This is a genomic window from Streptomyces sp. CB01249, assembly GCF_001905735.1.
GTDB lineage: Bacteria > Actinomycetota > Actinomycetes > Streptomycetales > Streptomycetaceae > Streptomyces.
Window position 1 is genome coordinate 368140 of the sequence record NZ_LISW01000003.1, and the last position, 20117, is coordinate 388256.

General features: G+C 72.4%; 17 protein-coding genes. 3 read left to right on the top strand and 14 right to left on the bottom strand.

Annotation, left to right across the window (positions count from 1 at the left end):
• Positions 1–9: 9 nt before the first annotated feature.
• From AMK18_RS17425 to leuA, 3 genes are all read right to left on the bottom strand, one after another.
• Complete coding sequence (locus AMK18_RS17425; RefSeq protein ID WP_073863481.1) at positions 10–2067, bottom strand: MMPL family transporter; 2058 nt, start codon at positions 2065–2067, stop codon at positions 10–12.
• 193 nt (positions 2068–2260) lie between these two features.
• Complete coding sequence (locus AMK18_RS17430; RefSeq protein ID WP_018103267.1) at positions 2261–2938, bottom strand: TerB family tellurite resistance protein; 678 nt, start codon at positions 2936–2938, stop codon at positions 2261–2263.
• 208 nt (positions 2939–3146) lie between these two features.
• Positions 3147–4934 carry a 2-isopropylmalate synthase gene (gene leuA, locus AMK18_RS17435; protein ID WP_073863482.1) on the bottom strand — a complete coding sequence of 596 codons (1788 nt, stop codon included), beginning with the start codon at positions 4932–4934 and terminating at the stop codon, positions 3147–3149.
• Between the two features lie 315 nt (positions 4935–5249).
• On the opposite strand from leuA, the gene AMK18_RS17440 reads away from it, so the two are divergent.
• A complete protein-coding gene (locus AMK18_RS17440) occupies positions 5250–6326 on the top strand; it encodes a M4 family metallopeptidase (RefSeq protein ID WP_073863483.1) in 1077 nt (358 codons plus the stop codon).
• A gap of 13 nt (positions 6327–6339) precedes the next feature.
• A complete protein-coding gene (locus tag AMK18_RS17445; RefSeq protein WP_073863484.1) occupies positions 6340–6606 on the top strand; it encodes a protealysin inhibitor emfourin in 267 nt (88 codons plus the stop codon).
• A 159-nt stretch (positions 6607–6765) separates the two neighbouring features.
• Here the strand turns inward: AMK18_RS17445 and era are convergent, their stop codons facing one another.
• The 7 genes from era to AMK18_RS17480 form a co-directional block, all read right to left on the bottom strand.
• Positions 6766–7740 carry a GTPase Era gene (era, locus tag AMK18_RS17450; RefSeq protein ID WP_198957024.1) on the bottom strand — a complete coding sequence of 325 codons (975 nt, stop codon included), beginning with the start codon at positions 7738–7740 and terminating at the stop codon, positions 6766–6768.
• A 93-nt stretch (positions 7741–7833) separates the two neighbouring features.
• Positions 7834–8196, bottom strand: a complete 363-nt coding sequence (locus AMK18_RS17455; protein WP_073863485.1) for a cytidine deaminase — start codon at positions 8194–8196, stop codon at positions 7834–7836.
• Positions 8197–8257: 61 nt separating this feature from the next.
• Entirely contained in the window at positions 8258–8611 is a 354-nt protein-coding gene (locus AMK18_RS17460) for an MmcQ/YjbR family DNA-binding protein (protein ID WP_018103261.1), read from the bottom strand.
• Positions 8608–9903 (bottom strand): hemolysin family protein, encoded by a 1296-nt coding sequence (locus AMK18_RS17465; RefSeq protein ID WP_018103260.1) that lies wholly within the window; start codon positions 9901–9903, stop codon positions 8608–8610. Before AMK18_RS17465 ends, AMK18_RS17460 begins: the two co-directional genes overlap by 4 nt.
• A complete protein-coding gene (gene ybeY, locus AMK18_RS17470; protein ID WP_018103259.1) occupies positions 9900–10397 on the bottom strand; it encodes an rRNA maturation RNase YbeY in 498 nt (165 codons plus the stop codon). The genes AMK18_RS17465 and ybeY overlap by 4 nt, the downstream gene beginning before the upstream one ends.
• 9 nt (positions 10398–10406) lie before the next feature.
• The gene (locus tag AMK18_RS17475) at positions 10407–11459 is read right to left on the bottom strand and encodes a PhoH family protein (RefSeq protein ID WP_073863486.1); all 1053 of its coding nucleotides are present in this window, start codon (positions 11457–11459) and stop codon (positions 10407–10409) included.
• Positions 11460–11580: 121 nt separating this feature from the next.
• Positions 11581–12687 (bottom strand): PfkB family carbohydrate kinase, encoded by a 1107-nt coding sequence (locus tag AMK18_RS17480; protein ID WP_073863487.1) that lies wholly within the window; start codon positions 12685–12687, stop codon positions 11581–11583.
• Between the two features lie 329 nt (positions 12688–13016).
• Here AMK18_RS17480 and AMK18_RS17485 point away from each other — a divergent pair, with 329 nt between their 5' ends.
• Positions 13017–14369, top strand: a complete 1353-nt coding sequence (locus tag AMK18_RS17485) for an MFS transporter (protein WP_018103256.1) — start codon at positions 13017–13019, stop codon at positions 14367–14369.
• Here AMK18_RS17485 and AMK18_RS17490 read toward each other — a convergent pair.
• The 4 genes from AMK18_RS17490 to AMK18_RS17505 form a co-directional block, all read right to left on the bottom strand.
• A complete protein-coding gene (locus AMK18_RS17490; protein WP_018103255.1) occupies positions 14333–15325 on the bottom strand; it encodes an adenosine deaminase in 993 nt (330 codons plus the stop codon). The two genes, AMK18_RS17485 and AMK18_RS17490, sit on opposite strands and share 37 nt — an antisense overlap.
• 30 nt (positions 15326–15355) lie before the next feature.
• On the bottom strand, positions 15356–16264 hold the full coding sequence (locus AMK18_RS17495; RefSeq protein ID WP_073863488.1) for a ribonuclease Z: 909 nt from the start codon (positions 16262–16264) through the stop codon (positions 15356–15358).
• On the bottom strand, positions 16264–16623 hold the full coding sequence (locus AMK18_RS17500) for a histidine triad nucleotide-binding protein (protein ID WP_018103253.1): 360 nt from the start codon (positions 16621–16623) through the stop codon (positions 16264–16266). Before AMK18_RS17500 ends, AMK18_RS17495 begins: the two co-directional genes overlap by 1 nt.
• A gap of 171 nt (positions 16624–16794) precedes the next feature.
• Positions 16795–20013 carry a S41 family peptidase gene (locus AMK18_RS17505; RefSeq protein ID WP_198957025.1) on the bottom strand — a complete coding sequence of 1073 codons (3219 nt, stop codon included), beginning with the start codon at positions 20011–20013 and terminating at the stop codon, positions 16795–16797.
• Between the last annotated feature and the right edge of the window lie 104 nt (positions 20014–20117).

Consider the following 20117-nt stretch of genomic DNA (forward strand, 5'->3'; position numbering starts at 1 on the left):
TCAGCGCCGTCACGGGGTCCCGACGAGTTCCGGTTCGCGGGTCCCGGCGGCGGGCGCCGGGCGGCTGAGCGCGCCCGGCCACCAGATCCTGCGCTGGAGGGCCACGCTCGCCGATGTCACCAGGTAGGTGCGGACCAGGAAGGTGTCGAGGAGGACGCCGACGGCGATCACGAAGCCCATCTCCACCAGGCCCGTCATGGGCATGTTCGTCAGCACGGCGAAGGTGGCGGCGAGCACGAGCCCGGCCGAGGCGATGACCCCGCCGGTGGTGCGCAGGGCGGTGAGCGCCGCCTCGGTGGGCTCCGCGCCGCCCCGGGCCTCCTCGCGGACCCGGTGCATCAGGAAGATGCCGTAGTCGACGCCCAGGGCCACCAGGAAGACGAAGGTGAGCAGGGGCAGCCCGGGGTCGGTGCCCTTGAGGCCGAGGAGCGGTTCGAAGAGCAGTCCGCCGATGCCGAGGGCCGCGCCCCAGACCGCGACGACGGCGGCGACGAGCAGCAGGGGTGCGACGAGGCTGCGCAGGAGGGCGATCAGGATGAGGAGGACGGAGAGCAGGACGAGCGGGACGACGGTCCTCAGGTCCCGGGTACCGGCCTTCTCCAGGTCCATCTGCTGGGCGCTGGGCCCGCCGACGTGGCTGCCGGGGAGGCGTTCGCGCAGGGCGAGGATGGTGGCCCGCTCACCGGCCGACTCGGGGGCGGCCTCCGCGGTGACGGACAGCTCGGTCCAGCCGCCGCCGCTGCGGCCGCGCTCGACGGCCGCGACGCCCTCGGTGGTACGGGCCTGCGCCAGCGCGCCGGGGGCCCCGTCGGTGGGCGTGGTCACGATGACGGGCTGGCTGGAGCGGCCGGGGTAGGCGTCGGCGAGGGTCTTCATCGCGGTGACCGAGTCCGGCTTCGTGGTGAAGGAGTCCGCCGGCTTGAGGTGGCCGGGCAGGTGGAACACGCCGAGCGACAGCGCGCCCAGCAGCACCCCGCCGGTGACGAGGACCGCGACCGGCCTGCGCCCGGCGGAGCCGCCCATGGCCGCGAAGAGGGAACGGCGGCGGCGCGGCTCGGAGCCGTACACGGGGACGAGCGGCCAGAAGACCCGGCGGCCCAGCAGGACCAGGACGGCCGGCAGCAGCGTCAGCATGGCCAGGAGGGCGCACAGGACGCCCACGGCGGCGATGGGGCCCATGCCCCGGCTGCTGGTGAGATCGGCCGCCAGAAGGCACAGGAGGCCCGCCGCGACGGTCCCGGAGGAGGCGAGGACGGCGGGTCCGCAGCCGCGCAGCGCCGCCGCCATGGCGTCGCGGGGGTGTTCGGCGCGGGTCAGCTCCTCGCGGTAGCGGGAGACGAGCAGCAGGGCGTAGTCGGTACCGGCGCCGAAGACGAGGATGGTCGTCACGGCGGAGCTCTGGCCGGTGACGGTGACGTCGAGGCCGCGGTGGAGCCCGTGGACGATGCCCATGGACAGGGCGTCGGCGACGCCCGCGACGACAAGCGGCACCAGCCAGAGCAGCGGGCTGCGGTAGATGAGGATCAGCAGGACCGCGACGACGCCGACGGTCGTGTAGAGCAGCGGTCCGCCGAGCGAGCCGTAGACCTTCTTCGCGTCCACGTCCATCGCCCCGGGCCCGCCGACCTCGACGCCCAGTCCCCCGCCGCCGCGCGCGGTCTCGCGGACCTCGTCCACGAACGCGGTGCGGGCCTCGTCGTCCTGGCCGGGCTCGGTCGTGGAGACGGGGTACATCAGCGTGGTGCCGTCCTCGGAGGGCACGGCGCGCGGGGGCGCGGTGAGGGTGTGGCCGCTCGCCACCTCGGCGGTCTGCCGGGCCGCGAGCGCCCGGTCGGCGGCGGTGAGGCCGCCGTCGCGGTGGTAGACGAGGACGAGGTCGGTGGACTCACCGCCGGGCAGCGCGTCCTGGATCTTCGCGGCCTGCGTGGAGTCGGCGCTCGCCGGGAGGTAGTCGACCGCCCGGTTGACCTCCACGTCCCCGAGCTTCCCGGCGAACGGACCGGCGACGGCCATGACGGCGGCCCAGAGGGCGAGGACCGCCCAGGGCAGCAGCCGCCATCGGCTCACCGTTCGCGTGCGTGTGCCGCTTTCCTGTTCCGCGGTCCTCATGGGAGGCCCCCCTTCCGTACGGGTGTCCGGTCGTGTCCAGACTCCCGTCGGGGCGAGGGAACTTCGTCGCGCCAGGGGCCGACTTCCCGGCTACTGCCGGGGTGGGCGCGGCGGGCCCGTTACTCCCTGGGGAGTACCGGGCGGGGGCGGATCAGGAGGGCGTACGCGCCGCCTCGGCGAGCAGCCGGGCGGTGTCCTCGGCGCGCAGCCTCAGCGCCCCGCCGACGGTGGTCAGCACCTCGCGCTCGGCGATGCTGTAGGCGCCGTCGGCGAGGGCGATCCGGGCGCCCTGGAGCAGAATCGATTCGCGCCCGGTGGGGGCGAGGTGCGGGGCGAGCGGTTCCAGCGCCTCGTGCAGCTCGATGGCGAGGGCCGCGCCGCACGCCTCGGCCGCCGGGTCGAACGCGGAGCCGTGGCCGATGTCGGCGGACAGCACCTCGACCACGGTGGCGAGCTGTTCGGGCGTGCAGTCCTCGAACCCGGCGCCGCGCACGGTCTCGGCGGCGCTCTCCAGGACCGTACGGGAGGTGCTGCCGCCCGCCGCGAGGACGCCGAGGGCCACGGTGTGCACGGCGTCCCTGAGCATCGCGGAGAAGCGGGTGGTGGTGGGGTGGTCGAGCGTTTCCGGGTCGAAGTGCTGGTGGCAGGCGGCGCATTCGACCACCGGGCCCGTGGTGCCGCGCCGCAGCAGGGGCACGCCCAGCACGGCGAAGCGGCGGCGGCCGGTGAGGCGGCGGTAGTTGCGGTCACCGCCGCAGCCGGGGCAGAAGAACTCCCCGTCACCGGTGGTGTCCCACAGCGTACGGATGCCGCAGATACGCAGCTTCATGGCGCGTTGTCCCAGGGCTGACCGCACGTCGCACACCTCCGTAACACTCCGGCAACACTGCCGTGTCGACGTGATGTTAACCACATCCCCGTTGCGCCGTCAGCACCCTGCCCGTCACAACCCCCCGGAGAATGGCCGAACCCCGCCCCCCGGAAGCGGGTGGGCGGGGTTCGCGGACCGTGCGACTCCGGGCCTTTTCGGCGCCGGGTCAGCGGGTGGCGCGGTTGACGGCCGAGACGACCGCCTTCAGGGAGGCGCGGGTGGTGTTGGCGTCGATGCCGATGCCCCACAGCACCTTTCCGTCGATGGCGCACTCGATGTACGAGGCGGCCTGCGCGCTCGCGCCCTCGCTCATGGTGTGCTCGGTGTAGTCCAGCAGCCGGGCGTCGATGCCGATGGCCTGCAGCGCTTCGAAGAACGCGGAGATCGGGCCGTTGCCGGAACCGGTCAGCACGGTGTCGACGCCGTCCACGGTCGCCTCGACGGTGATCGTGTCGCGGCCGTCGGTGCCGGTCGTGCTCTGGCCGGAGCGGATCTGCACACGGCCCCAGGCGTTGTCCGGGTTGGGCAGGTACTCGTCCTGGAAGACGCTCCAGATCTGCGTCGGCGTGACCTCGCCGCCCTCGGCGTCGGTCTTGGCCTGAATGATCCGGGAGAACTCGATCTGCATCCGGCGGGGCAGGTCCAGCTTGTGGTCGTTCTTCAGGACGTACGCGATGCCGCCCTTGCCGGACTGCGAGTTGACGCGGATGACCGCCTCGTAGGACCGGCCGACGTCCTTCGGGTCGATCGGCAGGTACGGCACGGCCCACTCGATGTCGTCCACCGTTTTGCCCTGGGCGGCCGCGTCGGCCTCCATGGCGTCGAAGCCCTTCTTGATGGCGTCCTGGTGGGAGCCGGAGAAGGCGGTGTAGACCAGGTCGCCCGCGTAGGGGTGGCGCGGGTGGACCTCCATCTGGTTGCAGTACTCGCTGGTGCGGCGGATCTCGTCGATCTGCGAGAAGTCGATCTGCGGGTCGACGCCCTGCGAGAAAAGGTTCATGCCCAGCGTCACCAGGTCGACGTTGCCGGTGCGCTCGCCCTGGCCGAACAGGCAGCCCTCGATCCGGTCCGCCCCGGCCATCAGAGCCAGTTCGGCGGCGGCGACGGCGGTGCCGCGGTCGTTGTGCGGGTGGACGGACAGGCAGACGAACGCGCGGCGCGACAGGTTGCGCGACATCCACTCGAACCGGTCCGCGTGCGTGGACGGCGTCGAACGCTCCACGGTGGCGGGCAGGTTGAGGATGATCTCGCGGCCCTCCTCGGGCTGCCAGACGTCACAGACCGCCTCGCAGACCTCCAGGGCGAAGTCCAGCTCGGTGTCCGTGAAGATCTCGGGGCTGTACTGGTAGCCGAAGATCGTCTCGTCGCCCAGGATCTTGTCGGCGTACTCCATGACCAGCCGGGTGCCGTCCACCGCGATCTGCTTGACCTCCTCGCGGGAGCCGCGGAAGACCACGCGGCGGAAGGTCGGGGCGGTCGCGTTGTACAGGTGGACGGTGGCGCGGTGCGCGCCGCGCAGTGATTCGACGGTCCGCTCGATCAGTTCCTCGCGGGCCTGCGTCAGGACGGAGATCGTCACGTCCTCGGGGATCGCGCCCTCTTCGATGATGGAGCGGACGAAGGCGAAGTCGGTCTCGCCGGAGGACGGGAAGCCGACCTCGATCTCCTTGTAGCCCATGCGTACGAGCAGGTCGAACATCTCGCGCTTGCGGGCCGGCGACATCGGGTCGATCAGGGCCTGGTTGCCGTCGCGCAGGTCGGTGGAGAGCCAGCGGGGCGCCTTGGTGATCCGCTTCTCGGGCCAGGTGCGGTCGGGGATGTCGACGGCCTCGTAGCCGCCGTACTTGTGGACCGGCATCCCGGACGGCTTCTGCAGCACCGTGGCGTTGGTGATCGGCGTGGGGCGGCCGACGGCGTGCGAGGCGGGGGTCTGGGCGGGGTTCACTTCGGTCATGGCGCAGGGCTCCTCGGGTGTCCTTCTCCGGGACGGCCGACTGTGTTTCTGCAACACCAGACTCCGCGGGGAGGGGGTCGGCCTCGACTACAGGCCCTCGCCGCGGCAGCTAAGAAGAAGCAGCCCGAAACGCATGATGCGTCGAGACTAGCCGAGGGGCGCCCGAGACGTGGGTGCTGTTCCAGTATGCGGGATCAGCGGCCGCCCTTACCCGTACGGGACGACCTAAACGCCCAACCGTGACCAATCACTCCATTTCATCAACCCCGGTTGCAACCAGTGACATTGCACTTACGGAGTGCCACAGTCGTGTGTATGCAGCCCAGTTCACAGCAGGGGTTCCACCCCGTCTTCTGCACCATCGTCCCGCCCCACGTCCTCGACAAGCTGTCCCAGTCCGACGACCCCGCCCTCGCCGATCCGGCCCGCCGCACCCTGGAGTCCGACGCGGCCCGCCGCACCCGCCGCCAGGTGACGACCGTCGCCCGGCCCACCACCCCCGCCGAGCCGGACGACGAGGGCGCCGCCAAGCCCCACCGCACGCTCTACGACTGCCGCCAGGGCACGGACCTGCCGGGCACCAAGGTCCGCGGCGAGGGCGAGAAGCCCACGAAGGACGCCAGCGTCAACCGCGCGTACGCGGGCCTGGGCGCCACCTTCGACCTGCTGCTCACCGCCTACGGCCGTCGCTCCATCGACGGCAACGGACTGCCGCTGATCGGGTCCGTCCACTACGACGAGAAGTACAACAACGCCTTCTTCGACGGCGAGCAGATGGTCTTCGGCGACGGGGACGGCGAGATCTTCCTCGACTTCACCGTCGCCATCGACGTGATCGCCCACGAGCTGGCCCACGGGCTCACGCAGTACACGGCCAATCTGAGCTACTACGGCCAGTCCGGCGCGCTCAACGAGTCGGTCTCGGACGTCTTCGGCTCCCTCGTGAAGCAGTACTCGCTGGGCCAGACCGCCGACCAGGCGGACTGGCTGATCGGCGAGGGGCTGCTCGCGCCCCGGGTCCAGGGCGTGGCGCTGCGCTCGATGAAGGCACCCGGCACGGCGTACGACGACGACGTGCTCGGCAAGGACCCGCAGCCGGCGTCCATGGACGACTACATCCACACCGGCGACGACAACGGCGGGGTCCACCTCAACTCCGGCATCCCCAACCGCGCGTTCTACCTGCTGGCGACCGCGCTGGGCGGCAGCTCCTGGGAGCGGGCGGGCCAGCTCTGGTTCGATGTGCTCACAGGTGGTGAACTGGCGGTGGACGCGGACTTCGCGGACTTCGCCCGGCTGACCGTGGCGGCGGCACGCAGTCGCTTCGGCGAGGGCGACGAGGTGGAGGCCGTCCTCAAGGCGTGGTCGGAGGTGGGCGTTCCGACCGATTAGGAAGGGACACCGCATGCGGATCCAGGTGAGCAGGACCGGCGGCTTCGCCGGCATCGCGCGCCAGGGCGAGATCGACACCTCCGGACGGGCCGACGCCCGGGAGTGGGAGGCCCTGGCCGGCTCGGCACTCGCCGACGGCCAGGCCGCCGCCCCCCGGGGCGTCCCGGACGGCTTCAGCTACCGGATAACGATCGACGGCGAAACCGTGCACTGCGCGGACCCCCGCCTGACCGCGTCCCAGCGCGCCCTGATCTCACGCGTCCTGAAGGAGGGCGCGTGAGATCGGGGTGACGTGAGGAGGGCGGCGCGATCAGAACCCGAGCTTGCGCAGCTGCTTGGGGACCCACTTACACGGCCCCCCTCGCACCCTTCGGCCCAAGGGGGCCTCAGCGGCTTCGGGCGGCTGCGTCGGCCTCCGGCCGCCGGAGCGCGGTGTCGCTCAGAACCCGAGCTTGCGCAGCTGCTTGGGATCGCGCTGCCAGTCCTTCGCGACCTTGACGTGCAGGTCGAGGAAGACGGGCGTGCCGAGCAGGGCCTCGATGTGCTTGCGGGACTTGGTGCCGACGTCCTTCAGGCGCTTGCCCTTCGGGCCGATGATGATGCCCTTCTGGCTGGGGCGCTCGATGTAGACGTTGGCGTGGATGTCCAGCAGCGGCTTGTCCGCCGGCCGGTCCTCGCGCGGCAGCATCTCCTCGACGACGACCGCGATGGAGTGCGGCAGCTCGTCGCGGACGCCTTCGAGCGCGGCCTCGCGGATCAGCTCCGCGACCATCACCATCTCCGGCTCGTCCGTGAGGTCGCCCTCCGGGTAGAGCGGCGGGCTCTCGGGCAGGAGCGGGGCGATCAGGTCGGAGAGCAGGTCGACCTGCTGGTCCTTGACGGCCGAGACCGGGATGATCTCCGCCCACTCGAAGCCCAGCTCCTCGCCGAGCTGCGAGACGGCCAGCAGCTGTTCGGCGAGCTGCTTGGAGTCGACCAGGTCGGTCTTGGTGATGATCGCGATCTTGGGCGTCTTCCGGATGCCCGCGAGCTCCTTGACGATGTATTTGTCGCCGGGGCCGAGCTTCTGGTCGGCGGGCAGGCAGAAGCCGATCACGTCGACCTCGGCCCAGGTGGTGCGCACGATGTCGTTCAGCCGCTCGCCCAGCAGGGTGCGCGGCTTGTGGAGCCCGGGGGTGTCGACCAGGATCAGCTGGGCGTCCGGCCGGTGCACGATGCCGCGCACGGTGTGCCGGGTCGTCTGCGGCCGGTTGGAGGTGATGGCCACCTTCCGCCCGACCAGAGCGTTCGTCAGGGTGGACTTGCCCGCGTTGGGGCGGCCCACGAAGCAGGCGAAGCCGGCCCGGTGGGGGGCGGGATTCTCGGCCTGCCGCGCGGCGGCTTCAGGGTTAGGTCGAACGCTCATGGCGCCCATTGTCCCCGATCCCGGGGACTGCGGGGCACCGAGGCGCCCGCCACGGCCTCCGGGCCCGGTCCGGACGGCCCCGGGCCCCGCTCCGTACGGGGGTCAGCCGGCGGTGACGCTGAGCCGCAGCTGTCCGTCCGGCCCGGCGAGCAGCACCGGCGTGCCGGCCCCGCCCAGGTCCCGTACGGCGGCCCGGTCCTCGTCGGAGGGGGCGTCCGACTCGGAGACGATCGCGGCGGCCTCCAGGGACTTCGCCCCGCTGGCCACCGCCATCGCGACGGCCGTCCGCAGCGCGCTGAGCTTCAGCGACTCCAGCTCCACGGTCCCGGCCACGTAGGTGCGCCCGGTCTCGTCCCGGACGGCCGCGCCCTCGGGGACGCCGTTGCGGGCGCGGGCGCTGCGCGCCAGGGTGACGATCTTGCGGTCCTCGGCGCCGAGGTCGGTGGTGCCGGTGCTCTCAGTCATGTGCCGAGCATACGAAGCCCGGCGCGGACCGGGACGGGCGGGAGCCCCGGTCCGGTGTGCCTCAGGGACGGTCGAGCCGCAGCCGCTCCGCCTTCGGCAGCCCCGCCACCACCAGGTCGTAGCTGTCCTCGATGAGCTCGCGCAGCTTCGCGTCGGGCAGTCCGGAGACGGTGACGGTGTTCCAGTGGCGCTTGTTCATGTGCCAGCCGGGGACCACCGCCTCGTACTCCTCGCGCAGCCGCACCGCCTCGTCGGGGTCGCACTTGAGATTCACCGTGAGCGGCCGGCCGTCCAGCGCGCTGAGGGCGAACATCTTGCCGAGCACCTTGAAGACGGACGCCTCGGGCCCGAACGGGAACTCCTCGGCGCTCGCGTTGAAGCTCAGGCAGAAGGCCCTCAGCTGCTGCGGGGTCATTCCGGCGTCTCCTCCTCCTCGGGAGCCACCGGCTCCACCAGCACCGTGACGATCTTGTTGCGCCGGCCCGCCGGGGACTCCGCGGTCAGCCGCAGCCGCCGCCCGTCGGGCAGTCCGACCTCCGAGGAGGCGCCCGCGATCGGGACCCGGCCCAGCGCCTTCGCGAGGAGCCCGCCGACCGTCTCCACGTCCTCGTCGTCGTACTCGTCGAGGCCGAACAGCTCGCCGAGGTCGCCGATGTCGAGCCGGGCGGTGACCCGGAAGCAGCCGTTCTCCAGCTCCTGGACGGGCGGCAGCTCGCGGTCGTACTCGTCGGTGATCTCGCCGACGATCTCTTCCAGGATGTCCTCGATGGTGACGATGCCCGCCGTGCCGCCGTACTCGTCGATGACGACGGCGACGTGGCTGCGTTCCTGCTGCATCTCGCGCAGCAGGTCACCGGCGTTCTTCGTGTCGGGCACGAACGACGCCGGGCGCATCGCGGTGGAGACCGGGTCGGCCTCCGAGTCCCGGTTGATGTGCGTCTTGCGGACCAGGTCCTTGAGGTAGACGATCCCGACGATGTCGTCCTCGTTCTCGCCGGTGACCGGGATCCGCGAGAAGCCGGAGCGCAGGGCGAGGGTGAGCGCCTGACGGATCGTCTTGTAGCGCTCGATGCAGACGAGGTCGGTGCGCGGGACCATCACCTCGCGTACGAGCGTGTCACCGAGCTCGAAGACGGAGTGCACCATGCGGCGCTCCTCGTCCTCGATCAGCGACTCCTGCTCGGCGAGGTCCACCATGGCCCGCAGCTCGGCCTCGCTGGCGAACGGGCCCTTGCGGAACCCCTTGCCGGGGGTCAGCGCGTTGCCGAGGAGGATCAGCAGCTGCGGGATCGGCCCCATGATCCGGGCCAGCGGCAGCAGCACGTACGCCGAAGCGGTCGCCGTGTTCAGCGGGTGCTGGCGGCCGATGGTGCGCGGGGAGACGCCGATCGCGACGTAGGAGACGAGGACCATCACGCCGATGGCGACGGCCAGCGCCTCCCAGGTCTCCGGGAACTCCTTCAGGCAGGCGTACGTGACGAGCACCCCGGCGGCCATCTCGCAGGCGACCCGCACCAGCAGGGCGACGTTGAGGTAGCGCGTCGGGTCGGCCGCGACCTGTTCCAGCTTGGCGCTGCCGCGCCGGCCCGAGCGGACCGCCTCGGCGGCCCGGAAGCTCGACGTACGGGCGATGCCCGCCTCGGCGCAGGCGGCCAGCCACCCGACGACGACCAGCAGGACGACGCCGGAGATCAGGGGCAGGCTCACGAGACGGTCGGGGCGGGGGACGGCCCGGTCAGCCCGCGCTCACCGCGCCAGCCGTCCACGATGGCCGCCTGGAGGCCGAACATCTCGGCCTTCTCGTCCGGCTCCTCGTGGTCGTAGCCCAGCAGGTGCAGCACCCCGTGGACGGTGAGCAGCTGGAGCTCCTCGTCCATGGAGTGCTGGGTCTCGGCCTCCTCGCCCTGCCGCTTGGCGACCTCGGGGCAGAGCACGATGTCACCGAGCAGCCCCTGTGGGGGCTCCTCGTCGTCCTTGGCCGGCGGACGCAGCTCGTCCATCGGGAAGGACATGACATCGGTCGGGCCCGGGAGGTCCATCCACTGGATGTGCAGCTGCTCCATGGCCGCGGCGTCCACCACGATCACCGAGAGCTCGGAGAGCGGGTGGATCCGCATGCGCGCGAGCGCGTAGCGGGCGATGTCGAGGATCGCCTGCTCGTCGACCTCGGTTCCGGACTCGTTGTTGACGTCGATCGACATGGTGCGCTGCTACTGCTTCCCGTTGTGACGGCCGCGGCCCCGATGGCCCCCGCCGTCCTGCTCGCCCTTGCTGCTGTCGTACTTCTCGTACGCGTCGACAATACGGCCGACCAGCTTGTGCCGGACGACATCCTGGGAGGTGAGGCGGGAGAAGTGCACGTCGTCGATGCCCTCCAGGATGTCCTGCACCTGGCGCAGACCGCTCTTGGTCCCCGTCGGCAGGTCGACCTGGGTGATGTCACCGGTGACGACGATCTTGGAATCGAAGCCGAGCCGGGTCAGGAACATCTTCATCTGCTCGGCGCTGGTGTTCTGCGCCTCGTCCAGGATGATGAAGGCGTCGTTCAGGGTCCGGCCGCGCATGTACGCCAGGGGCGCGACCTCGATCGTGCCCGCCGCCATCAGGCGCGGGATCGAGTCGGGGTCGAGCATGTCGTGCAGGGCGTCGTAGAGCGGGCGCAGATACGGGTCGATCTTGTCGAACAGCGTGCCGGGGAGGAAGCCCAGGCGCTCGCCCGCCTCGACCGCCGGACGGGTCAGGATGATCCGGCTGACCTGCTTGGACTGGAGGGCCTGGACCGCCTTGGCCATGGCCAGGTAGGTCTTGCCGGTACCGGCGGGGCCGATGCCGAAGACGATCGTGTGCTTGTCGATCGCGTCGACGTACCGCTTCTGGTTGAGCGTCTTGGGGCGGATCGTGCGGCCGCGGCTGGAGAGGATGTTCTGCGTCAGCACCTCGGCCGGGGTCTCCGTGCCGTCCGCCTGGCCGTTGTCGGTGGCCTTGAGCATCGCGATCGACCGTTCCACGGCGTCCTCCGTCATCGGCTGCCCGGTGCGGAGCACCAGCACCATCTCGTCGAACAGGCGCTGGATCAGGGCGATGTCCGCCGCGTCGCCCGTCGCGCTTATGTCATTTCCCCGGACGTGGATGTCGGCCGCCGGGAACGCCGCTTCGATCACGCGCAGCAGCGAGTCGCCCGCTCCCAGGAGCATCACCATCGGGTGAGCGGCCGGGATGCTGATGTGGGCACGCGCCTGCGGCTGTGTGGGTGACTGAGTCATGGGCCGGCCCTCGGGCCTGCGCATACCTCCTGTTGCAGGGTTCTCGCTGCTCGAAAACCTCGTGTGCCTCAAGCCTACGACTCCGTACGGACAACACCAGAGGTTTTACGGGGCAGTGGGGTCAGGCGCGGAAACCGATCGTGGGCACGGCCCGGCGCAGCGGCCAGGGCCGGGCGGCGGCCGGCAGCAGCTCGTTCAGGAAGGCGTAGCGCCTGAGCGCGGCCGGGTCCTGCCCGGCGCAGGTGCGCACCTGCTGCCACCAGGCGGCGATCTCCGCCCAGCCGGGGGCCGAGAGCGAGCCGCCGAACTCCTGGACGGAGAGGGCCGCGGTCAGCCCGGCGAAGGCGAGGCGGTCGGCGAGGGGCCAGCCGGCCAGGGTCCCGGTGACGAAGCCGGCCACGAAGACGTCGCCGGCGCCGGTCGGGTCCAGCGCCTCGACCTCGATGGCCGGGACCTCGGCGGCGGTACCGGTGGCGGCGTCGACCGCGTAGGCGCCCTCGGAGCCCAGGGTGACGACGGCGAGCGGTACGCGTTCGGCGAGGGCGTGCGCGGCGGCCCGGGGGCAGTCGGTGCGGGTGTAGCGCATCGCCTCCTCGGCGTTGGGCAGGAAGGCGTGGCAGTGCTCCAGGCCGCTGAGGGCGTCCAGGTCCCAGCGCCCGGTCTCGTCCCAGCCGACGTCCCCGAAGATCAGGGCCCCCCGGCGGGCGGCCTCGGCGACCCAGGGTTCGGTGCGGCCGGGCACCAGTGAGGTGACGGCGGCCCGGGCCCTGGGCGGGCAGCGGGGGAAGGCGGGGGCCTCGGGCGAGGCTGTGGTGGGGAGCGTCGGGGCCTCGTGGCCGTGCGAGACCATCGTCCGCTCGCCCTCGTACGCCATGGAGACGGTCACCGGGGAGTGCCAGCCCCGCACCGTGTGCGAGCGGGAGAGGTCGATGCCCTCGCCCTGTTCGAGCGCGTCCCAGCAGTACTCGCCGTAGTGGTCGTCGCCGAACGCGGCGGCCAGGGAGGTGCGCAGGCCGAGGCGGGCCAGCGCGGTGGCCATGTTGGCGACGCCGCCGGGGCTGGAGCCCATGCCGCGCGCCCAGGACTCGGTGCCCCGCACGGGGGCGCTGTCCAGGCCGGTGAAGATGATGTCCAGGAAGACCGTGCCGGTGAGGAAGACGTCGCAGTCGGGGTCCTGCGGGGCGCGCAGCCCGTCCAGCGGGTCGATCTGCGGAATGTCAGCGCTCACCTTGCACTCCCCGGTCGCGGCGGTTGCGGCCAGTGTGCCCGAAACGCGGCGCTGATGGACGAGTGCGCGCCGCGCGTGTGTTCACGGGCGCTGACCTGCATAAACATGCGCGGATACCCATCCACGAACTGCATAAACACAAAAGTGGCCCAGATCACAGAACACCGGCTTTCGGTGGGCCGGGAGCACTTGATACAAATTGGCCCGCGAGCACCGTTGGAGACGTACCCGACGGAAGCGCCGATTTCTCTGATTTCCCCCTCTGCTTCGCCTTCTGCCTTACCCCCCTCTGCCTTCTGCCGTATCCCGGCATGTCTTCAGGAACGCCCATGTCCTCGCGCCCTCGCGCCGCGTGGCCCCTGGTCGCCGTGTTCACCGCCGGTTACCTCGCCGCCTACCTCCTCCCCACCATCGTGGGACGGCTCTCCGTCTATCTGGGCCTGAGCACGGCTCAGGCCGGGCTCGTCGGCAGCGCGCTGCTGCTGAGCTCGGCCTCCGCCGGCTTCTCCCTGGCGGGACGCGTGGAGACGTACGGGCCGTGCAGACCGGCGCGCGTGGGACTGGTCCTGTGCGTGGTGGGGTACGGCTGCGCGGCGCTGGCCGGCACCGTGCCGCTGGTGGTCGCGGGCGCGATGGTCGGCGGCTTCGGCTCCGGTACGGCGACCGCCGTCGCGGCGGCGGGCATCGCCGCCCAGAGCGACCCGCACCGCACCTCGTCCCTGGGCCTGTTGAGCGTCTCGGCGACCGCGGGCGCCCTGTATCTGACGGTCCCGCACCTGGGCGGCGGCCACCGGCTGCCGTTCGCCTCGATCGCCCTGGTCGCGCTCCTGGTCTGGCCGGCCACCTCCCGGCTCGGCGGCTCGGCCGCGGCCGGTCCGGCCGTCCCCGCGCAGGGCCGGCTGCCGCACCGCCGCTCCGGGCTGGTGCTCGCGGGCGGCATGCTGATCTGGTCGATGGCGCAGAACGCGCTGTGGGGCGTCAGCAGCCGGATCGGCGTGGACCAGGTCGGGCTGTCCGAGGTGACGATCGGCGCCGTCTTCGCCGCCGCGCTCGGCGCCGGGCTGCTCGGCGTGATGGGCGCCGGGGTGCTGGGCTCGAAGCTGGGGCGCGCGGTCCCGATCGGGGTGGGCACCGCCGTGATCGCGGGGAGCATCGTGCTCAGCTCGTCCGCCGGGAGCCTTGGCTCCTTCGCGACCGGCGAGATCCTGTGGAACACCGTCTACCCGGTGGTCCTGTCCTACCTGATCGGTCTCGCGGCCTCGCTCGACGTACGCGGCCGCTGGGCGGTCCTCGCGGGGTCCGCCTCGTCCGTGGGCGTCGCCTGCGGACCGGTGCTCGGCAGTGTGCTGTCGGAGGAGGCCGGCTACCCCGGGATGGGCCTGGTGCTGGGCGCGACGACCCTGCTGATAGCGCTCCCGGTGACCGCGGTCGCCCTGCACATCGGCGGCCGTCCGCTGGTGCCCGGTTCGGTACGCCGCCGGGGCGGCGCGCCCGCGGCCCTGCTCGCCGTCACCACGGGTGCGGTGCCCGGAGCCGTGCCCAAGCTGGGCGCGCCCGAGCAGGCCGTCACGGAGATCAGCATCCCGGCCCTGCGCCGCAGGCGCCTCGGCAGGAACGCGTTCCGGACGGCCGGCCCGGAGGGCGGTCAGTCGAACGCGTACGCCTCGACCTCGGACAGGTAGCGCGCCCTGCGCTCCTCGTCGTGGTCGAGGAAGGCCGCCTCGAAGGAGTTGCGGGCCAGCGTGCGCAGCTGCTCGCGGTCCAGGCCGAGCGCTTCGTGGACGGCGTGGAAGGTGTCTCCGACGTATCCGCCGAAGTAGGCGGGGTCGTCGGAGTTCACCGTGCAGAGCAGCCCGGCCTCCAGCATCGCGGGCAGCGGGTGCTGCTCCAGGGTGTCGACCGCGCGCAGCCGTACGTTGGACAGCGGGCACAGCGTGAGCGGGACGCGCTCCGCGACGAGCCGCTTCACCAGGTCCGGGTCCTCCATGCAGCGCAGCCCGTGGTCGATGCGCTCCACGCCCAGGACGTCGAGTGCCTCGCGGATGTACGCGGGCGGGCCCTCCTCGCCCGCGTGGGCGACCTTGCGCAGGCCGAGCTCCCCGGCCCGTTCGTACACCTCGCGGAACTTCACGGGCGGGTGGCCGACCTCGGCGGAGTCCAGGCCGACGGCGCTGATCCGGTGCAGGTGCGGCCGGGCGGCCTCCAGGGTCTCCAGGGCCGATTCGGCGGACTGGTCGCGCAGGAAGCACATGATCAGCTGGGTGGAGATGCCGTGCTTCTCCTCGCTGCGCTCCAGCGCCCGGCCCAGGCCCTCCACCACGGTGCCGAGGGGCACGCCGCGCGCGGTGTGGGCCTGCGGGTCGAAGAAGATCTCGGCGTGGCGGACGCCCTGGGCGGCGGCGCGGGCCAGGTAGGCGTCGGCGAGTTCGGCGAAGTCGTCCTCGGTCCGCAGCACGGCCATCAGCGCGTAGTAGAGGTCCAGGAAGCTCTGGAGGTCCTCGAAGAGGTACGCGGTGCGCAGGGCTTCGGTGTCCGCGTACGGGAGGGTCACGCCGTTGCGCGCGGCGAGCGCGAAGGCCAGTTCCGGTTCGAGGGTTCCCTCGATGTGGAGGTGGAGTTCGGCTTTGGGGAGGTGCACGGTGATCTCAATCGTGTGGGGAGGGTGGTGCTACGCGTGGCGGCTGGGGACCGGTACGCGTGTGAGGTCCTGGGCGACGGTCAGTTCGCCCTCGTAACCGGCCGCCCGGGCCTCGGCCTCGAACGCCTCCGGTTCCGGATAGCGCTGGGAGAAGTGCGTCAGGACGAGGTGCCGCACGTCCGAATCCCGGGCGACCCGGGCCGCCTGGGCGGCGGTCAGGTGGCCGTGGTCGGCGGCCAGCTTCCGGTCCGCGTCGAGGAACGTCGACTCGATGACCAGCAGGTCGCAGCCCTCGGCGAGGGCGTACACCCCGTCGCAGAGCCTGGTGTCCATGATGAACGCGAACCGCTGTCCGCGCCTGTGCTCGGAGACGTCGGCGAGCGTGACACCGCCGAGGGCGCCCTCGCGCTGGAGGCGTCCGACGTCGGGCCCCCTGATGCCGTGCTCCGCGAGCTTCGCGGGCAGCATCCGCCGCCCGTCGGGCTCGGTGAGCCGGTAGCCGTACGACTCGACGGGGTGCGAGAGCCGGTGGCTGTCGAGCGTGTACGCGGCGGTGGTGGCCAGCGGTCCGTCGGCGGCGACGGGGGCCTCGGTCAGCTGCACGGTCTCGCGGTAGGCGGTGGCGTACCGCAGCCGGTCGAAGAAGCGCTGCCCGCTCGCCGGGTAGTGGGCGGTCACCGGGTGCGGGACCTGGTCGAGGTTGATCCGCTGGATCACCCCGGCCAGGCCGAGCGAGTGGTCGCCGTGGAAGTGCGTGACGCAGATCCGGTTGATGTCGTGCGCGGCGACCCCGGCCCGCAGCATCTGGCGCTGGGTGCCCTCGCCGGGGTCGAAGAGGATGCCCTCGCCGTCCCAGCGGAGCAGATAGCCGTTGTGGTTCCGGTGCCGTGTCGGGACCTGGCTGGCGGTCCCGAGCACGACGAGTTCACGGGCGGACATTATCCGGGCGGCCATTCCAGACCCCGGCCGCCGAGGACGTGCGCGTGGGCGTGGAAGACGGTCTGGCCGGCGCCGGCGCCGGTGTTGAACACGACCCGGTAGCCGGTCTGGTCGATCTTCTCGTCGGCGGCGACGTTGCCCGCCTCGCACAGCACGTCGGCGAGCACCTGCGGTTCGGCGGCGCCGAGCGATGCGGCGTCCGGGTAGTGCAGGCGCGGGATGACGAGTACGTGCGTGGGCGCCTGGGGGTTGATGTCGCGGAACGCGACGGTGGTGTCGGTCTCGCGGACGATGGTGGCCGGGATGTCCCCCGAGACGATCTTGCAGAACAGGCAGTCGGGCTGCGGTTCTCCTGCCATTCGCTTACGCGCTCCTTGGGCTCGGGTGATCCGTTGCGGGCCAGCCTATCGGGGGCTCTGCCCCCGTACCCCCGCGCCTCAATCGCCGGAGAGGCTTGATTTTGGCCGCGCGGCCACCTCCAGCCTCGCCGGCGTTTGAGGAGCGGGGTCCGGGGCAGTGCCCCGGTCAGGTCACCCCGGAAGGCCCGGCAGCTCCGGTGCCACCTTCGCCGGGACCCGGTCCAGCGACTCCAGCCCGATCCGGATCGCCTCGTCCAGCTGAGGGTCACGCCCCTCCGCGTGGTCCCGAGGCGTCATCACGACCTCCACGTCCGGGTCCACGCCGTGGTTCTCGACGCCCCACCCGTACCCCTCCAGCCAGAACGCGTACTTCGGCTGCGTGACCAGCGTCCCGTCGACCAGCCGGTACCGGCTGTCGATGCCGACCACGCCGCCCCATGTCCGCACCCCGACCACGGGCCCGATCTTCAGCGCCTTGATCGCCGCGTTCACGATGTCGCCGTCCGACCCGGAGAACTCGTTCGCGACGGCGACCACCGGCCCGCGCGGCGCGTCGCCCGGGTAGCTCGCGGGGCGCATGCCGCGCGGCAGGTCCCAGCCGACGATGCGGCGGGCCAGCTTCTCGACCACGAGCTGCGAGGTGTGGCCGCCCCGGTTCTCCCGGACGTCCACGACCAGGCCCTCGCGTGCCATCTCGGTGCGCAGGTCGCGGTGGATCTGGGCCCAGCCGCCGCCGACCATGTCGGGGACGTGCAGGTAGCCGAGGCGCCCCCCGGACCGCTCGTGCACGTACGCCCGCCGGTCGGCGACCCACGCGTGGTAGCGCAGGGCCTCCTCGTCGCCGACGGGCACGACGACGACGTGGCGCCGGTCGCCCCCGTCGGCCGGGGAGACCGTCAGCTCGACGGGCTTGCCGGCCGAGCCGGTGAGCAGCGGCGCGGGCCCGGTCAGCGGATCGACCGGGTGCCCGTCGACGGCCACGATCGCGTCCCCGGCCCGGACCGCGACGCCCGGCGCGGCGAGCGGCGAGCGGGCGGCCGGGTCCGAGGTCTCGGAGGGCAGCACGCGGTCGATGCGCCAGCTGCCGTCCTCCGCCCGGGAGACGTCCGCCCCGAGCAGCCCCTGCCGGGCCGCGTCGTCGCGCCACCCGCCGGGCGGGGTGACGTAGGCGTGCGAGGTGCCCAGCTCGCCCTGGACCTCCCAGAGCAGGTCCATGAGGTCGTCGTGGGTCGCGACGCGCTCCAGGACCGGGCGGTAGCGGTCGAGGACCCCGGCCCAGTCGACGCCGCCCATGTCGGGCCGCCAGAAGTTGTCCCGCATGACGCGCCCGGCCTCGTCGTACATCTGACGCCACTCGGCGGCCGGGTCGAGGGTGCGGCGGACACGGGAGAGGTCGACGGTCACGGCGTCGTCGTGGTCGTCGTCGCCCGCGGGCACCCGGCTGTCGGAGGGGACGACGGACAGCTTGCCGTGGTGGACGATCGCCAGCCGCTTCCCGTCACCGCTCACCGCGAAACGGCTGACGTCCGAGGACAGCTCCTCGCAGCGCAGCTTCTCCAGGTCGTACCGCTCCAGGACGGTGTCCGGGCGGCGGGCGTCCGGACCGGCCCCGCTGGTGCCGAGGACCCCGGTGAGCGGGTGGCGCAGCCAGAGCAGCCCGTCCCGCGCGGTGCGGAGCGAGGAGTAGACGGCGGCCTCGACGGGAAGGGGCACGATCCGGTCGGCGAGGCCGTCCAGGTCGATGCGGGTGATGGGCAGCGCGGTGGGGTTGTCCTCGCCGTCGCCGCCCTTCTCCTTCTCCGTCGGCCGCCCGTGCAGCTGCGGTCCGAACGGGGAGGGCGTGGTCGCCGCGAGGGTGAGCAGGTGCGGCCGGCAGGAGCCGATGAACGCCATGTCGAAGACGTGGGCGTCGTAGATCGGGTCGAAGGCGCGCTCGGAGAGGAAGGCCAGGTGCTTTCCGTCGGCGGTGAAGGCGGGCGCGAAGTCCCGGAACCGCAGGGGCGTCGCCTCGGAGACCGACAGGTCGGCGATGTGGGCCAGCTTGAGCTGGCTGAGCGGCTCGGGGCCGGGGTGCGACCAGGCGAGCCAGGCGGAGTCGGGCGACCAGGCGAGGCCGGAGGCGTCGCCGTTCTCGCTGCGGTCCACCTCGTGGATCTCGCCGCTCTCACGCTCGACGATCAGGACCCGCCCGTCGTGCGCGGCGACCGCGAACCGGCTGCCGTCGGGGGCGGGAGCGAGGTCCAGGACACGGCCCAGGCGGCCGGCCGCGAGGCGGCGGGGCGTGGCGCCGGGGGCGGTGCCGGCGGCGGGGGCGATCTCCAGCGCGTCGTCCCCCTCGGCGTCGGTGACCCAGACGACGTGCTGGTCGCCGTCGGCCTGGAAGGTGCGCGGCAGCCTGGCCCGTACGCCGGGCTCGGCGGCGAGCGCGCGGGCCGGGCCCTCGCGGTGGGTGACCCAGTGCACGGCGCCCCGCGACAGGACGGCGCTGCCCCGGCCGGTGCGGTCGGGCGAGGCGCTGGTCAGGTGGCTGTCGGCGTGCAGCGGGTAGGGCTGGAGGTCGGCGCGCTGGCCGCCGAGCCGGAGCTCGACGCGACGGGGCCCGTCGCCCTCCAGGCCGTCCAGGACCCAGAGTTCACCGGCGGAGGCGTAGGCGACCCGGGTGCCGTCGGTGGTGGCCTGCCGGGCGTAGAAGCCGTCGACGGGGGTGTGCCGCCGCAGGTCGGTGCCGTCGGGCAGCGAGGAGTAGAGGGCGCCGGTGCCCTCGTGGTCGGAGAGGAACGCGATGCGCTCCCCCACCCACATCGGGCACTCGATGTTGCCGTCGAGGTCCTCGTGGATCCGGGCGAACTCCAGCGGGTCGTCCTCCGCCGCGATCCAGAGCTTCCCGGCCGTGCCGCCCCGGTAGCGCTTCCAGCTGGCGGCCTCGCGGCCCATGGTGGCCGAGAGCAGCAGGACGCGTCCGCCCGGCCCGTACGCGAGGGAGCCGACGGGACCGTACGGGAGGGTCCGCGCGGGACCGCCGTCGACCGGGACGGCCCGGGCCCAGGTGCGGCGCAGCGAGACCTGGCCCTGGGTGCTGGTGACCAGTACGTCGCCTTCGGGGGTCCAGCCGCGCACGGTGGTGCGGGCGTCGCCCCAGTGGGTGAGCCGCCGGGAGGGCCCGCCGTCGGCGGGGGCGAGGTGCACCTCGGGCGCCCCGTCGCGGGTGGACGTCCAGGCGACGAGGGTGCCGTCGGGAGATATGCGCGGCTGGGTGACGGGACGGTTGTCTGCGCTGACCCGCCACGCCCGGCCGCCGTCGAGTGGGGCGAGCCAGACGTCGTCCTCGGCGGTGAAGGCGATCAAGTCACCCTGGACATGGGGGTACCGGAGGTAGGAAGGCTGTGTCACACGATCACCCTAGGCCGCAGGTGTGCCTGGTGGCACGGGGTTGGCCGGAGTACGTCGCACGCCGCCGCCCGTGCCCCGGGTACCTGCGGGCCGGGCCATCGGCC

Excerpts from the sequence above, each read along its gene's own strand:
- AMK18_RS17430 (WP_018103267.1), bottom strand. The coding sequence starts at position 2,938 with ATGAAGCTGCGTATCTGCGGCATCCGTACGCTGTGGGACACCACCGGT.
- leuA (WP_073863482.1), bottom strand. The coding sequence starts at position 4,934 with ATGACCGAAGTGAACCCCGCCCAGACCCCCGCCTCGCACGCCGTCGGC.
- AMK18_RS17440 (WP_073863483.1), top strand. The coding sequence starts at position 5,250 with ATGCAGCCCAGTTCACAGCAGGGGTTCCACCCCGTCTTCTGCACCATC.
- AMK18_RS17445 (WP_073863484.1), top strand. The coding sequence starts at position 6,340 with ATGCGGATCCAGGTGAGCAGGACCGGCGGCTTCGCCGGCATCGCGCGC.
- era (WP_198957024.1), bottom strand. The coding sequence starts at position 7,740 with ATGGGCGCCATGAGCGTTCGACCTAACCCTGAAGCCGCCGCGCGGCAG.
- AMK18_RS17455 (WP_073863485.1), bottom strand. The coding sequence starts at position 8,196 with ATGACTGAGAGCACCGGCACCACCGACCTCGGCGCCGAGGACCGCAAG.
- AMK18_RS17460 (WP_018103261.1), bottom strand. The coding sequence starts at position 8,611 with ATGACCCCGCAGCAGCTGAGGGCCTTCTGCCTGAGCTTCAACGCGAGC.
- ybeY (WP_018103259.1), bottom strand. The coding sequence starts at position 10,397 with ATGTCGATCGACGTCAACAACGAGTCCGGAACCGAGGTCGACGAGCAG.
- AMK18_RS17475 (WP_073863486.1), bottom strand. The coding sequence starts at position 11,459 with ATGACTCAGTCACCCACACAGCCGCAGGCGCGTGCCCACATCAGCATC.
- AMK18_RS17485 (WP_018103256.1), top strand. The coding sequence starts at position 13,017 with ATGTCCTCGCGCCCTCGCGCCGCGTGGCCCCTGGTCGCCGTGTTCACC.
- AMK18_RS17495 (WP_073863488.1), bottom strand. The coding sequence starts at position 16,264 with ATGTCCGCCCGTGAACTCGTCGTGCTCGGGACCGCCAGCCAGGTCCCG.
- AMK18_RS17500 (WP_018103253.1), bottom strand. The coding sequence starts at position 16,623 with ATGGCAGGAGAACCGCAGCCCGACTGCCTGTTCTGCAAGATCGTCTCG.